At 39.9% G+C, this 14,495-nt stretch carries 13 protein-coding genes; all 13 read left to right on the top strand.

Going from position 1 to position 14,495, the window contains the following annotated elements; genetic code table 11:
• Positions 1-43: 43 nt before the first annotated feature.
• Positions 44-3,664, top strand: coding sequence for an McrB family protein (locus PUE40_RS00065; protein ID WP_277671495.1), 3,621 nt, complete (start codon positions 44-46; stop codon positions 3,662-3,664).
• 14 nt (positions 3,665-3,678) lie between these two features.
• On the top strand, positions 3,679-4,989 hold the full coding sequence (locus PUE40_RS00060; RefSeq protein WP_277671494.1) for an McrC family protein: 1,311 nt from the start codon (positions 3,679-3,681) through the stop codon (positions 4,987-4,989).
• The gene (locus PUE40_RS00055) at positions 4,986-6,101 is read left to right on the top strand and encodes a DUF7225 domain-containing protein (RefSeq protein WP_277671493.1); all 1,116 of its coding nucleotides are present in this window, start codon (positions 4,986-4,988) and stop codon (positions 6,099-6,101) included. The genes PUE40_RS00060 and PUE40_RS00055 overlap by 4 nt, the downstream gene beginning before the upstream one ends.
• Positions 6,102-6,176: 75 nt before the next feature.
• Entirely contained in the window at positions 6,177-7,298 is a 1,122-nt protein-coding gene (locus PUE40_RS00050; protein WP_277671492.1) for an SseB family protein, read from the top strand.
• 15 nt (positions 7,299-7,313) lie between these two features.
• Positions 7,314-7,589 carry a hypothetical protein gene (locus tag PUE40_RS00045; protein WP_277671491.1) on the top strand — a complete coding sequence of 92 codons (276 nt, stop codon included), beginning with the start codon at positions 7,314-7,316 and terminating at the stop codon, positions 7,587-7,589.
• A gap of 28 nt (positions 7,590-7,617) precedes the next feature.
• Positions 7,618-8,529, top strand: a complete 912-nt coding sequence (locus PUE40_RS00040; RefSeq protein ID WP_277671490.1) for a hypothetical protein — start codon at positions 7,618-7,620, stop codon at positions 8,527-8,529.
• Positions 8,530-8,543: 14 nt separating this feature from the next.
• Entirely contained in the window at positions 8,544-8,744 is a 201-nt protein-coding gene (locus PUE40_RS00035; RefSeq protein ID WP_277671489.1) for a hypothetical protein, read from the top strand.
• Between the two features lie 18 nt (positions 8,745-8,762).
• On the top strand, positions 8,763-10,226 hold the full coding sequence (locus PUE40_RS00030) for a hypothetical protein (RefSeq protein WP_277671488.1): 1,464 nt from the start codon (positions 8,763-8,765) through the stop codon (positions 10,224-10,226).
• Entirely contained in the window at positions 10,227-11,336 is a 1,110-nt protein-coding gene (locus PUE40_RS00025; RefSeq protein ID WP_277671487.1) for a hypothetical protein, read from the top strand. It abuts the gene before it with no gap.
• A 34-nt stretch (positions 11,337-11,370) separates the two neighbouring features.
• Complete coding sequence (locus PUE40_RS00020; RefSeq protein ID WP_277671486.1) at positions 11,371-11,907, top strand: GNAT family N-acetyltransferase; 537 nt, start codon at positions 11,371-11,373, stop codon at positions 11,905-11,907.
• Between the two features lie 773 nt (positions 11,908-12,680).
• A complete protein-coding gene (locus PUE40_RS00015) occupies positions 12,681-13,394 on the top strand; it encodes a DUF5714 domain-containing protein (protein ID WP_277671485.1) in 714 nt (237 codons plus the stop codon).
• Between the two features lie 296 nt (positions 13,395-13,690).
• A complete protein-coding gene (locus PUE40_RS00010; protein ID WP_277671484.1) occupies positions 13,691-13,978 on the top strand; it encodes a nitroreductase family protein in 288 nt (95 codons plus the stop codon).
• Positions 13,965-14,495, top strand: a 531-nt coding sequence (locus PUE40_RS00005) for an MATE family efflux transporter (protein ID WP_277671483.1), incomplete at its 3' end; no start/stop codon positions are given. The genes PUE40_RS00010 and PUE40_RS00005, both read left to right, overlap by 14 nt.

Below are 14,495 nucleotides of genomic sequence, written 5' to 3'. Positions count from 1 at the left end.
ATCTGATTTTGTAATATTAGGATGAGAAATAGGAGGTGTGGACGTGGATTGGTCTAAAGTAAAAAAAGAACATGTCGATCAAGCTATCAAAAAGTTCATAGAAGATAAACCGGAGCACCCGGAACCGCGTTCATATTATCTGATATATGAAGGTGAGAAACTTCCGTCTAAGTATATTCGCGGGATGGCTTATTCAATTGCTACAGGAGAAGAGTTCACTCTCAGCGGATTTAGTGGGGGAACAGAGACTGTCAATTTCTTTAAGAAATATGGCTATACAGTTGAACAGGTATCCGATGATGATACTGAGGACAAATACAGTGTTAATGATGCGGTCTGGATTGCAGCAGCGTTATTAGCAGCGGAACAGTATACAGCGAATCCGAATGCTACTCGTGAAGATATGTTCTTCAAGCAGTCGGATATAGTGAAAAAAGCTCAATCATTGATAACAAGTAAAGTCGATTCTGCAAGAGTGTCATGGTGGGTTAATGCTGATAATGAAAAGCATACTCAGAATTATTTACGTGCAGATTCATTACAAGATACTACAGCAAGAAGACTTTCAATGATGGATGAGTTCCCTGACAAAACGTATCCCAAAGGATTAAGTATGTCAGATGAATTTGAGATAAATGGACTCCAAATGACAATGGAAGAATTGTTCTTCTTTGTTAAGGAGCAGTACCCAGAGGTGATCAATAAAATGCAAACAGTAGATATCAATTATATTGGCGTATTGGATTACTTGGCAAATAATCAGGAAATCCCTTATTCCAATCCTGAAGCTCCTGGATTAGCACAGGATGAGAAGGAAAGATTACTGAAAGTTAAAGAAAAGGGACAGGCGGCTGTTGCTGAAATAAAAAAGATGGCAGCACGCTGTTCCCAATTGTATGGTCTTGATAAGTGTCTGCCAGTTGCATGGCTTGATGGATCGAATACGAAAACAAGAAAGTATCTCTGGGCGCAGTTGAAATATAAGGATTACGCGACTAATCCTACAAGCGTTTCATTATTTGTTGAGAAGAATAATGGCGTTACCAGATATCGTATCAGTTTGGAAATTAAGAACGACGGTACTGATAAGAAAACGATGGCTACATACCATTCTCATTTGGATATACCGAAAGAAGATGGGATGGTCTATGTGTCAGGCAGCAATGAATGGGGAAATCCGGCTGTTATCACAGATACAGTCGATGTAATCAAAGCGAAGATCGATTCTGGTGAGATTCGTAAAGTCCAGCTCTGCGTTTATGTTGAATCATCAGGCGGCAAGACAAATGAGCAGTATGATGCGGATGTAATGGCTGCTGTAAAGAAGATCATTCCATATTACGAGCATGTCATTGGTAAAGCCACTACACCATCGACTGGCCGCGCATGGCTGTTAACATGGAATCCTGCAAGCTGGGATTGGGTTAATTACAAGGCGTGGTGTAAAGATACAAAGCTCGGTAATAAATTTGTTGAGCCTTGGACTTGTGCAAGTAAGCAACCTGCTGTTGGTGATGAGATTTTCTTAATTAAGACAGGCTCTAAACCTAGAGGAATTCTTGCTCATGGATATGTTGCGAAAGGCGCTTATGAAGCAGATCACTATGATCCTGAAAAGGCGGCAGTAGGAGTTAAATCCAATCATATAGACGCAGAATATGACTGGATTCAAGATTATGATACAGAGCCAATGTTGATGCAGGATGATCTTAAGATTAAGCTTCCTGATCAGCAGTGGAGTCCAATGGGATCTGGCATTGAGATTAAATCAAGTATTTTGCCAGAGTTGAAAAAGATGTGGCTTGAACTTATTGGTAAGAAAGGTGAAGAAATCACTTACTGGCCAAGCTTAGAAGAATACGACCCAGGAATCACGAAAGAGAAATGGGTAGAATTATTAAACGACCCGGATGTGACAAACGAAGATAACCTCAGAATGTTTAAGATGATGCTTGAACTGGGTGGGGAGTCCACATGTGCTAATCTTGCTGAAATCTATGGTGGTTCAGCTGGTTCATATAATAACTGGGGTCGTATCTTTGGTGAAAGAGTACACAGAAAGACAAATTGTCCATTGTGCGTTGATGGTGATCGTCAGCGTTATTACACAATTCCGTTTGTCGGAAGATACGTGGTTGAAAAGGGGAAGCGTAGATACTCTTGGAAATTTAGAAGTGAATTAGAGGAGGCGTTAAAGGAAATGGATTTATCTCATATTGATCTTACAACAGAGGAAGAATCAGTAATTGCATACGATAAAAATATGATCCTGTATGGCCCTCCAGGAACAGGTAAAACATACAGCACTGCAATTTACGCTGTGGCTATCTGTGATCAGTTTGATCTGGATAGTGTAAAAGCTATGGAGTATGACGAAGTGATGCTCCGTTATCGTGAGTTGTTAGCAGCGGGTCGAGTAGCGTTTACTACCTTCCATCAGTCTTACGGATATGAAGAATTTATCGAAGGCATTAAACCTGTCTTAAATGGCGGTTCAGATATTGGATATACCATTGAAGATGGTGTGTTTAAAAAGTTCTGCGACGATGCACGTATGCCAGAAAATAATGATATTCAATGCTTTGGCGATTTGTGGGCAGTTAGAAGTAGAGCTGGAGATTCAGACGTACCGTTTGACTATGAAGATTATCTCTACAAGAATGGCGTAATCATGGTAGAAACAAACGATGAATACGACAAGCGTCAGTGCAACATGATCTCAAGAATGAAAAAGGGCGATTGGATTGTACTGGGAAGAGATTACAAGATCGCAGCACTGGGTGTGATTGATGATGAAGAAGTATCAGAGATCGATTGTGAACCGTTCCATTGGAAACGTAAGGTCAATTGGTTAGTAACAGGCTTGTCAGCTACTTTCTCTGATATTGGTATTGTTGGTGGATGTTTCTCTAATTTTGCCATCGCAAAATCAAAACACAAAGTTCAGAATTTCTACAAGCTGATTAAGACTGAAAAGAAAAAAGCGAAACCGCACGTATTCGTTATTGATGAAATTAACAGAGGTAATATTTCTAAGATATTCGGTGAGCTTATTACCTTAATTGAAGATACAAAGCGTGAGGGAATGGATGAACAGGCAGCAGCAGTGCTTCCGTATTCAGGTGAATCATTCAGTGTTCCTGCTAATGTGCATATCCTTGGAACTATGAATACGGCAGATCGTTCTATCGCACTGATGGATACAGCCCTTCGTAGAAGATTTCAGTTCGTAGAAATGATGCCGGATGCAGACGTACTTAGAGATATCGGTGCAGATAAGGTAGACGATCTTGATGTTGCAGCTATGCTTGAAAAGATTAATGAACGTATTACTTTCCTCTATGATAGAGAGCACACGATTGGTCATGCATTCTTTACGAAGCTTGCAAAAGCTCCAACCATTGAAACCTTAAAGGCAATCTTTGAGAAATCTGTCATTCCACTTCTTCAGGAATATTTCTATGAGGATTACCAGAAGATTCAGTTGGTTCTTGGCGACAATGGAAAGACAGACCCTTCAACAAAGTTCATTCTTGATGAAGAGGTAAAGGTTAAAAATATCTTCAAGGGAAATGCTGATGATGTTGTAGACCTTCCAGATAAGAAATACACCATCAATGCTGATGCATTTGATAACCTTGAAAGTTACAAACAGATTATTTAAAGCGTGGTGAGATAATGGATAAATTGCTTGAGGTGAGAGAGTTTGATACGATCACCGGAAATGCCGACTTTGAAAATGATGAAAAATATAAATATCTCGATGCAGCAGCCTTCCATGACCTTGTGGAATTTATCCATGAATTCTCAGGAGATGAAGAAAATGCTGATGCATTGGACTTCATGCGCATTTCTTATAAACGTAATGTTGGTGATGTTGTAACTATCAAAAATTACGTCGGCCTGATCCAGATGAATAATGGTTATCAGGTACAGGTGCTTCCTAAGATTAGCTTTGATTCTGGTGAAGACGCCGGAAACAAAGAAACAAAGAGAATATTCCTGAAGATGCTAAAAAGCATGAAGGACTTTCCGAGTAAGGTGTTTAATGATGCGAGCCTGAAAGTAGATCACATGAATCTCTATGAGATTTTTATAAACATGTATCTGCAGGAAGTACGACAGCTGATTAAGCGTGGAATTAAATCTGCATATGTTGGGCAGGAAGACAACCTTAAATTCTATAAGGGAAAACTTCTGACAAGCCAGCATATTAAGACCAACATGGCCCATAAAGAAAGATTTTATGTGGCTTATGATGAATTCCATCCTAACAGACCAGAAAACAAGCTGGTAAAAGCGACATTGCTTAAATTGCAGAAATTGACGACGAGTGCTGAAAACTCAAAAGAGATTAGACAGTTGTTAACTGCTTTTGAAATGGTGGAACCTTCTACGAACTACACGAAGGATTTCTCACAAGTAAAAATCGATAGAAATACTAAAGACTATGAAATGCTCATGCAGTGGTCTAAGGTGTTTCTTCTTAATAAATCATTTACAACATTCTCTGGAAAGAATACATCAAGAGCATTGTTATTCCCGATGGAGAGTGTATACGAAAGTTATGTGGCGCAACAGATGAAAAAAGTTCTAGGACCGGCAGGCTGGGAAGTTTCAAGTCAGGACAAAGGATATTATTTGTTCATGGAGCCAAGACGCCAGTTTGCGCTAAGACCAGATATTGTTTGTAAGCGTGGTGACAGAACAGTCATTATGGATACAAAGTGGAAAAGCCTCATCAATAGTGAACGCGCCAACTATGGTATTTCTCAGAGTGACATGTATCAGATGTATGCGTACTCTAAGAAATATGAAACATCGGAAATCTGGCTTCTCTACCCATTAAATGATGAGATGCGTGATCATTCTGATATAGAATTTGAATCTGGTGATGGAACAACAGTCAGACTGCATTTTGTTGATCTGACACGTATGCCGGAAACGCTGGAAGAATTGAGAGATAAGCTGGAGGTGACTGAGTCATGACAATTGAGGAAAAAGTAATAGAAGTCATTAATGACTATGTCAGCTCAAACGGAACTGCATCAAAGATGACGCCTGACCAATTGTACAGTCTTGTGACTGCTACATATCCTATGAACAGGAATAGTTTCTTACCGGCGGATTATTGCTACAACAGAACTAATGAAGGCATCGATTTTGAAAGACACTCACATCTTTTTGAAAGAACTGATGACGGAAACTATCTTGTTTTAGGTGAAGACTATTCTTATTCCGGACCTGTATATTACAGACGTAGAGGTGAAAAGGAAGATAGTATACGAGGGGTATGGACTAACGGATTATATGAAGAAGGTGCTGCAGTTGTAGATACGACAACGCTTCGTCTTAATGATTTGTTTGATGGGGTTAAAAATACACTTAAGTTAATTCCGGTAACAGTATCTGCAGAGAAGAATGTCGTCTCAGTAGTTTTTCAAGAATTGTCGGTATGCGGAATTAGTGTTGAGGAAGAAGTGTATAAGATCTTCAATGCTACTTCTGATTGGGCTCAAAAGACCTCTTATCATTGTGATGAAGCTAAAGATGGCACTTGGTTCTATTACCTGGAAACAATCGATGAGTGTATTGGTGAAGTTAAACGCCTTGTATCATTTGAAATTCAGAAGTCTGGTCAGGCTAACCATACAAGCGAATTGAGTCAGATGGTTTCTGCTAAGGCCTTTGAAAATGCATATACACATTTTATTGAGCAGGCAGATCGGAATGCTGAATCAAAAAAAGCACAAGGTTCAAAGGTTCCATATGGGTTTAAGGAAAGACCGAATTGTGATGGGGCAGATTTTAAAGCACAGTATGGGCAAGGTACTCCAAGTGCGGCACCTTACATGAATTGGTGGGTTGTATCGATATACTACCTTCCTGAGAATGGAAATATCATCATGGGTATTGAAGAGGATAGATATCCTCATTTAAAGGAAATTCAGATCAAACCATTACGATATGACCAGATTGGAAATAAAAAGGTGAACACTGCAGTATTCTATGCAGCTCATAAGACTTACGTGAACTATGGAGAATTATATGAGAAATTTCTTCAAGTCTGCGAAGAAGTCATGAGATTGGGGTTAAAGTAAGGTCGCTTAGCAGGAGACTTTTTTGAAATGACTATTTGATATGCTTATGCCATATCAAGTAAGGAGGACTAATAGATGAATTATAAAGAAACAGGGTTTAGACCGTTTTATCATCACTTTTGTGTATTACCAATAACAAAGACAACAAAGGCTGCGCTTGCGGATTTTCCTGGTGCAAAGAAAGCAAATGGTGTACTTACCTATGGCTACTATGATCGTGAAGCTGGATTGACATTAGAAGTAATTGCGGCAGCACAAGTAAAGGATGAAAGTGCAAGTTTTGGTGAAACATCTAAAGAAACAAGATCCTTTATTAGAGTAGGAGCTGTTGCTGAAGATGATTTCCTTTTCTTTGCTGATGAAGATGGAAGCTTAGCGCAGAGATATAAAGACAAAATCGAAATGCTTCGTCATTATGATGCTGATGAAGAGGTTGAGCAAACGCGAGAAATGTCTTTCTTAGATAGCTGTAGGCACGAAAACTACATCGATGATATTCTTGTATATCTTTGCAAGGAGGGTAACCAGCCTGAGGGATGTTGGACAAGAATTATCGGACTTGGAGATCATTTCTTTATGGGTATTCTCTTGAATGAGCCTGATCAGAACTTCGGTTATCATGAAGGAGAAAAAATAGCATTCTTTGTACAGAAAACTGATGACGATAGGATTATTTGTTATTCGGATATGAATCCGAGTGCAAAGATTACTGCTGAGGATCTTGAAGATGGAAAGATGCTTGAAGCGGCAGTAACAAGGTTCAATGCTGAAAGAAATGAACCGAACTTCATAGATCTTCTTGAAATCCTTAGAGACAGTTATGTGTGGATACCTTGTACTGCCATCATGAGCGAAGCAGATCAGGCCAGACTTGAAGCGCTTGTTTTAGGATTGGAAGATAATCCGGAGGCTTTAATAGGTGAAGAGTTTTTAGCTCATGACGAGACAAGACTAGTACCGGATATCCTTCAGAATGGAGAAGCATTCTTCTTCCCGATTTTTTCTAATGAAGAAGCGATGGGAGAATATGGTAACGGTTTTTCTAAGGTGCAAAAACACATATTGGAAGTAATACCTCTCGCTAGAAATAATGACAAGGATGTAGTAGGTATTGTGTTAAACGCTTTTTCTGAACCGTTTGTTTTAGATAAAGAGATATGGGATATCGTTGAGAATATGAAGTCTCGAATTCAGTAAGGGAGGGATTTCATTATGATGATTAGTTCAGAAATGTATGCGGAGCAGTTTAAAGACGCTACTTACAAGGAAATGATCAAAGAGCGTGACGGCTTAATCCGATACATTCGCAAATTTGAGAAACTTGAAAAAGCAGGAGATCGTTCCGGCGAAGAGTGGATGATTCATCCGCAGCCAGATGTGAGATATCAGATGTACATGGAATATCTTGCTGCATTGCTTTTAATTATGAAAGACAAATATAACGAAGAATATGTCTGGGGAGATAAGAAGCTATCAGATCCGGAGTAAGGAGACGCTAGTCAAACGGAGGTTTACTATGGAAAAAGAACGAATCATTGAATTGATAGACAAATCTTCCTTGATTAAATCGAAATTTCAAACTGAAAATATTACGATGTTCAGCAGTTATGATTATCGTACAAATAAACGCACATCCGGAGGAATGGACTTTGAGATGATCTACAAAGATCCTGAATTTCAGTTGTGGAGAGATGAACTGTGTCTTGAAATAGCACAGTTGAAACAAGATGAATTTGTAACGGATTTAATGAAACAGCTTAACGGTTTTACTGGCTGGGGAGATAAAAGTAGATTTCAAAGAGTTGAATCTAAATTACAGGTGCTTGGTGAGCACATCGATGAATATGTTGTTGAATCAACTCCAGTTGTTATTGAAGATGAGCGTATTCCGGAACACGTATTGGTTGATAAAATTACTAGGGCGCTGACTAAGCTCCAAAGAAATCATAATTATGATGCTTCAAGTAGTGAAGACACGATGAATGATTATGTGAGAGATATTCTGGATGAGAGTTATCAAATTAAAGATCAGACTCGCCAGGGGGAATCTCAAAAAGGTGATGATGCAGGAGAAGTTGATATTCAGATCTGCGTTGATGGGCTGCCTCTCGTGATGATAGAAGCGCTTATCCTTGATTCACTAAAAAAACAGTATTTGCAAGAGCATATTAATAAGGTGCTTACTAAGTATGATCCTAACGGATGCCCATATGTGGCGGTTATCATTTACGCAACAGTGGCTAGATTTGAAAGCTTTTATTCAAAGCTCTTAGAATATTTAAATGAGTATGATTTTCCATACGAGAAAAAATCAGATGTACAAGATGTAAATACAGACTATACAGAATACCGTCATGCGCAGGTAATATTGAATAGAAGTGGGCAGAACGTTAGAGTTCATTTTATGGTTGCGCATATTACAAATTAATAAGGGTGATTATTTTGGAAGAAAAATGTATTATACAGCTTTTAGGATCTGATGGGATATTTTTTCTTGGAAGAAATACGCAATATACAGAAGATATTCAAGAGGCAGCAATTTTTAGATCCATGTTAGAAGCCCAGCTGTATATTGAAAAAAATAGATTAAATAGAATTGGTAAAATAAGAAAAATAGTAAGTTCAGCAGACACTGAAAAATAAAAGAATGGAGGGAAGCAAATGGCTATCTCAACTAAAGATAATACAAGAGATGCAATAATGCTGTTAGAGCTTGGCATAAGCGAAGACGGTTATGAATTTGCTTCTGACATAAAGACTGCGCTGGCGAGTGCTGAAGTGGAATTGTCAGCAATCGCTTCAAAACTGAATGAGAGTACCAGTACTCTTAAAAAGTTAACACCAGAGTGTGATAAGACAGATTATATCTTGGCAGCATGCAGTGGAGCAATCTGTGGTGTGATGGATATATTCCTTGTAGGAAAACCTGGAGAGTCTCCTGTTGGGGATGTTACAGATAAATGGTTTGAGAGTCGCACTATGGATTTTGCAAAGATGTGTGGTTGGGACGATTCGAATAATAATTCGTTGTCCGCTGCTATAAAACATTTAGAAAAGAAATTCAAAATTCCATATGATCAGAGAGGCGCTGGTGATGCGGCAAGCTGGGTATTTGATCTCAGCCCAAAGAACCATCATTTCAAATCACTAGGACATAATCCAACGCTGTTGGGATTGTTTTTCTCTATTCTTGATCAGTTTACAAATACCTCTCATTTTGTGTCTGGTGGTGAATTAATATCATTACAGGATGCTGATGGTAAATTTGAACTACAGGGGAAAAATGTTCCTAGCAAATTGTTCTGTGGATTTATAAATTGGTTTGGTCATCTGGTTTCAGATATGTCTGGGTCTTCGAGCAGTAAAGGACGTGGCATGGGTATACCGTCTCCGTTCTGGAGCTGGACAAATGACATTATTGCAATTAAGAGAAAACTGAATATTCCAGTCAGTGAATTTGATAAATCATTTAATGAGTTGGCGCTTGAGATATATAAGCAGGGATATGATGTTAGATTTCAAGCTGCACAGGCAATACCTGTATTTGTAAATGAAGTTTTAGTTAGGTCGATGTATTCGATCAGACGCTTGATAAGATTTTTTACTACAACGGAAAAAGCAGACAGGACGTTTTCATCATTGTGGAAAGCTTGTGAGCCGTTTAGCAATGCAACTGTAAAACGCATGCTTACCGTAGCTCATGGTACATTCTGCCTTGTTGATGCAGGTGATGCAGTTGCACGTGGGTTTATTACTGGTGGCGGAACATTTAATGTAGCTGGGTTTTTCATGCGATTGAATATAGTTGGTGTAGGAAGATTCACAATTTCATTATATGGAGAAGCTAGCAGAGGAATAAAACGACATTCACTAAAAGAAGAAGTTGTAGTTTTAAGACGAGAGAAGATCATTGTTGCCGATTATGTTGAGGGGTTAAAGTTCCTTGCTGAAGTGTATGACGATAAAGAGTTGCTTTTGTTCACACAAGAATTAAAAGAAAGTAACATGTATATCAAGGCCTTTGAAAAGTCTACATTGTTGGCGGAGAAAAGAAATGTTCCAAAGGATCAGATATTACGTAATAAGGCGGATATTGATTCTTACTTCAAAGGAGGGAACGCATAGATGAAAGGTAAAAAGAAATCTAAACTTCAACAGGCCCAGGATAAGGCGCAAGCTGCAATCAATCTTACTAATAAAACGATTGAAGAGCTTGGTGGCCATACAAGTGGATTATATGAGTCGTTGACAAGTATACAGGAATTATTTGATAAGATTCGAAATGTTCCTAGCGATAAGAAACTTCAATATGAAGAGCTTAAACAGATCAGATTAAACTGGAAACAGCAGGCAGAGAAGATTGAGAAAGATTATCAGGAAGCTGCTATCAAAAATGCAGGTGCAGGTGCCGCAGGAGCTGGCCTTGGTGTTGCTGTTGTAACGATGGGGCCTACAGTGGCGATGGGAGTTGCAACTACATTTGGTGTTGCGTCAACCGGAACAGCAATTTCTGCACTTAGTGGTGCAGCAGCTACAAATGCTGCATTGGCTTGGCTTGGAGGAGGCGCTCTTGCTGCTGGTGGTGGAGGAATGGCTGCTGGTGAGGCTTTTCTTGCTTTGGCAGGTCCGGTTGGATGGGCTATTGCAGGAGTGTCTCTTGTGGCGAGCGGTTTACTCTTCTGGAAGAGCAGCAGTGATAAGAAGCGCTTGGAGAATGTATTCACAGCCATCAGCCATAGAGATGTAAAATCATATGAGCTTGCAATTGTAGAACTTAAAGAACGTATCTCTCGTATTATCGATGAGAGTGGAAAGCTGAATGAAGCAATTGAGAGCATTCAGACGTTTGGCCTAGACTACAATTTGATGACAGAAGAGCAGCAATACGCGCTTGGCTCTTATGTGAATTTGATGCTTTCATCAACACAGCTTTTAATAAATCCGATCAAAGGTTTAATGCCAAAATTCTCAATGAATGATTTTGATGACTTCATGGATTGGAAGGATAGAAAGGCAAAGAAGAGTACTTGTGAAGAATATAAAGACTTCATTGTTTCTCTTGCCAATCTGCTTTACAAGATCGATTTAGATGACAAGGATAAGAAGCTTTTGTGGAAGTCACTTAGAAAAAACAAGAAGATGCTCAAGTCAATGGATATCTCAAAGAAGGAATTCGATATGGATATTATGAATGCGATTATTGAAGCACTGAAGTACAAATATCAGAGTAAGTAACGATATTACTAAATTTGAATTCTTGGAGGTAGCGATGATAGAAACAGAAAGATTAATATTAAGACCTTGGCTGGAAACTGATGCAGAGAGTCTATATGAATATGCTAAGGAGCCTGCAGTAGGGCCTATAGCTGGGTGGCCGGTGCATTCTTCTGTTGAAAACAGCCTTGAGATAATTAGAAATGTATTGTCAGCAGATGAAACATATGCTGTTTGCTTAAAAACAGATAACGTTGCAATTGGGAGCATTGGATTAATACCACCTGCCCAATCACATACGATAGCAAGTGACACAGAGCTGGAAGTAGGATATTGGATAGGCGTTCCATTTTGGGGAAATGGGTATATTCCTGAAGCGATACGAGCAATTCAAAAACATGTATTTGAGGATCTCGGTTGTACAGCAATGTGGTGTGGCTATTATGAAGGCAATGAAAAGTCAAAACGTTGTCAAGAAAAATGCGGTTTCAAATATCACCATACTGAGAAGAATAAACCATGTGAATTGATGGGTGATGTGAGAACAGAACATTTCACTTATCTAACAAAGGAAGAGTGGGAAAATAGATAAATCCCAGTTTGTCGGGATAATAAGTTTTTAACGATAGAAAACTTATCGTTAAAAACTGTCGTGGATATGTTTCCACATACGGGCAGGAGTGATAGTATGAGGCTAGACGTACATCGGCTCGTGTCAACCCATGTGGAGACATGCTGTCTCCTGCGAAAGCGAGACGAAGTCGACGCTTGAGCAGAAGAGACGCAGTCCGCCAGAGAAACCCCGCGATTGCCGAGCGGCAGCGAAGGCAGAGCGGTAGGTTTCGGGACGGCGACATGCTGTCTCCTGCGAAAGATATAGCTCCGATGAAAGCGAGCGTTAGCGAAGCTTGAATCGATAGAGCTATACGTTGCCAGAGAGACCCGATGACGGCGAGCGGAAGCGAAGCCGGAATCGATGGTCTCGGGACGGTAAGCGAGACGAAGTCGACGCTTGAGCAGCTGAGACGCAGTCCGCAAGGGACGCCCAAGAAGCCGAGCCGGAGGCGAAACTCGAATCGAATGAGCTATACGTTGCCAGAGAGACCCGATGACGGCGAACGACAGGCTTCGGAGTATTGATGTATGAGTCATCGATACTTCGGAGCCCTTGTTTCTATGTTTTGCCACAGGATTACTGTAATTTGACGTGCTTCCTGTGATATACTTTATTCTATGTAAATGTCCTTTGCTTTTTCTGTGATTGCTGATTGATGAATAGATCTTTGTCGAGTACGTGTGCTACTATGCTTTTAACCGAGTTACAAATCGGAATTTGCCGATATATCGAATATGAAAGACCTAATTATGTTGAATTCAAAAAAAGAAGAAAAGTACAATGAAGAATGTATTGTATGTGAAGCTCCGCTTGTTTATCTTGAGAAAGATGAACTGATGGAATGTGTGCTTTGTCATAAAAAAGAATTCAGTAAAACCCGATGTCAGAATGGACATTACGTGTGTAATGATTGTCACACAAAGGGAATGGATGTCATTATCTCCATGTGCTTGAAGGAATCGTCTCAAAATCCAATTGAAATCATCCGGACCATGATGAATGCTTCATTTTGTCATATGCATGGACCGGAGCATCATGTTATGGTTGGGGCAGCGTTGCTCACTGCGTATAAAAATGCCGGTGGAAATATAGAACTTAAGGATGCCCTAATTGAAATGATGCATAGAGGAAAAGCTGTTCCGGGTGGAGCATGTGGATTCTGGGGAGCATGTGGAGCCGGAATCAGTGCCGGTATGTTTGTATCAATTATCTCCGGTTCTACTCCGTTGTCTACGGAATCATGGGGACTTGCAAACAAAATGACATCTAAAGCGCTTGACGCAATCGGATCGATTGGTGGACCGCGATGTTGTAAACGGGATTCGTATCTGTCTATTCTAGCTGCAATTGAGTATGTAAAAGAACATTTTGGTATCGAAATGGACGCATCAGATATTCAATGCAGTCATTATAAACAAAACAACCAATGCATCGGAAACCGGTGTCCGTTTCGTAATATGTAAATCGGAGACCCGCTATGAAAAGTCAAGTATAAAATAAGCAAAAATTTGAATTTCCTTATCGGTGTGGTTGTGTTTGGCAATATCAATGCCGACATAAATCATGAGGTTATACCTCCCTTTCTAATGATTGCTACTTGACAGTCTCCTTCAAATTCGCTATAATAATAGTCGCAAATTTTTAGTGGACTTTTCCGGATTCTGTCATCTTTTTGCCACACAGCTATCTTGTGATAGTTGTGTGGCTTTTTTGTTGCCTGTATCTCGGAAGTATTAGCAGAATGGAGGACTATATCTGTATGGAGAAAATTTTTTTGTCTCTTACCAAGACGCGCCGTAGTGTACGGGCTTATAAATCGGAACCTGTCCCTTCCAAGGCTTTGGACGCTGTACTGGAAGCAGGGACTTACGCTCCTACCGGCGAAGGACATCAATCTCCAACCATCATTGCAATTACAGACCCCAAATATAGGCGGGCGATTGCATTGGGCTATCCGGCTCAGGAATCCGGTCAGCCCGCAGCACGCAAACAAAACTATATCGTTCGGACAATTTGTGGAGAAGAGGGAAAGCATGCAGACCAATAACAAAATGGCGGTTACGCCAGTTGGAAAACTCATCTGGCAAATGTCAATACCGCCACTGATTTCCATGTTTATGCAATATTCCTATAATCTGATAGACAGCGCGTTTGTAGCGCGGTTGAGTGAAAATGCTTTAACGGCTGTTTCCCTGTCGTTTCCCATTACAACTTTGATGAATGCGACATCTATCTGGATTGGCGTTGGCGTGAATGTACTGATTGCAGGGTATCTTGGACAGAGAAAGCAGAATGAGGCAAATACTACCGTCACACATGGATTGCTACTGGCCTTTGGAATTGGTGCTTTGCTCAATCTTCTGTCATTACTGATTATGAAACCCTACTTTGGAGCATTCACCAATAACGAAGAAATTTATCATTTGAGTCTTGCCTATATGAGCGTATGTTCGTTCATGCAAATTCCCAACATGGTGCATATCGCAATCCAGAAGATGATACAGGCTACTGGGAACATGATTGCTCCTATGTGGTTCCAGATTGCAGGAGTGGTCGTTAATTTT

The organism is Mogibacterium kristiansenii (assembly GCF_029224645.1).
GTDB classification, from domain to species: Bacteria; Bacillota; Clostridia; order Peptostreptococcales; family Anaerovoracaceae; genus Mogibacterium_A; species Mogibacterium_A kristiansenii.
Note: the sequence above shows the minus strand (reverse complement) of the source record. Positions and strands in the feature narration are given on the sequence as shown.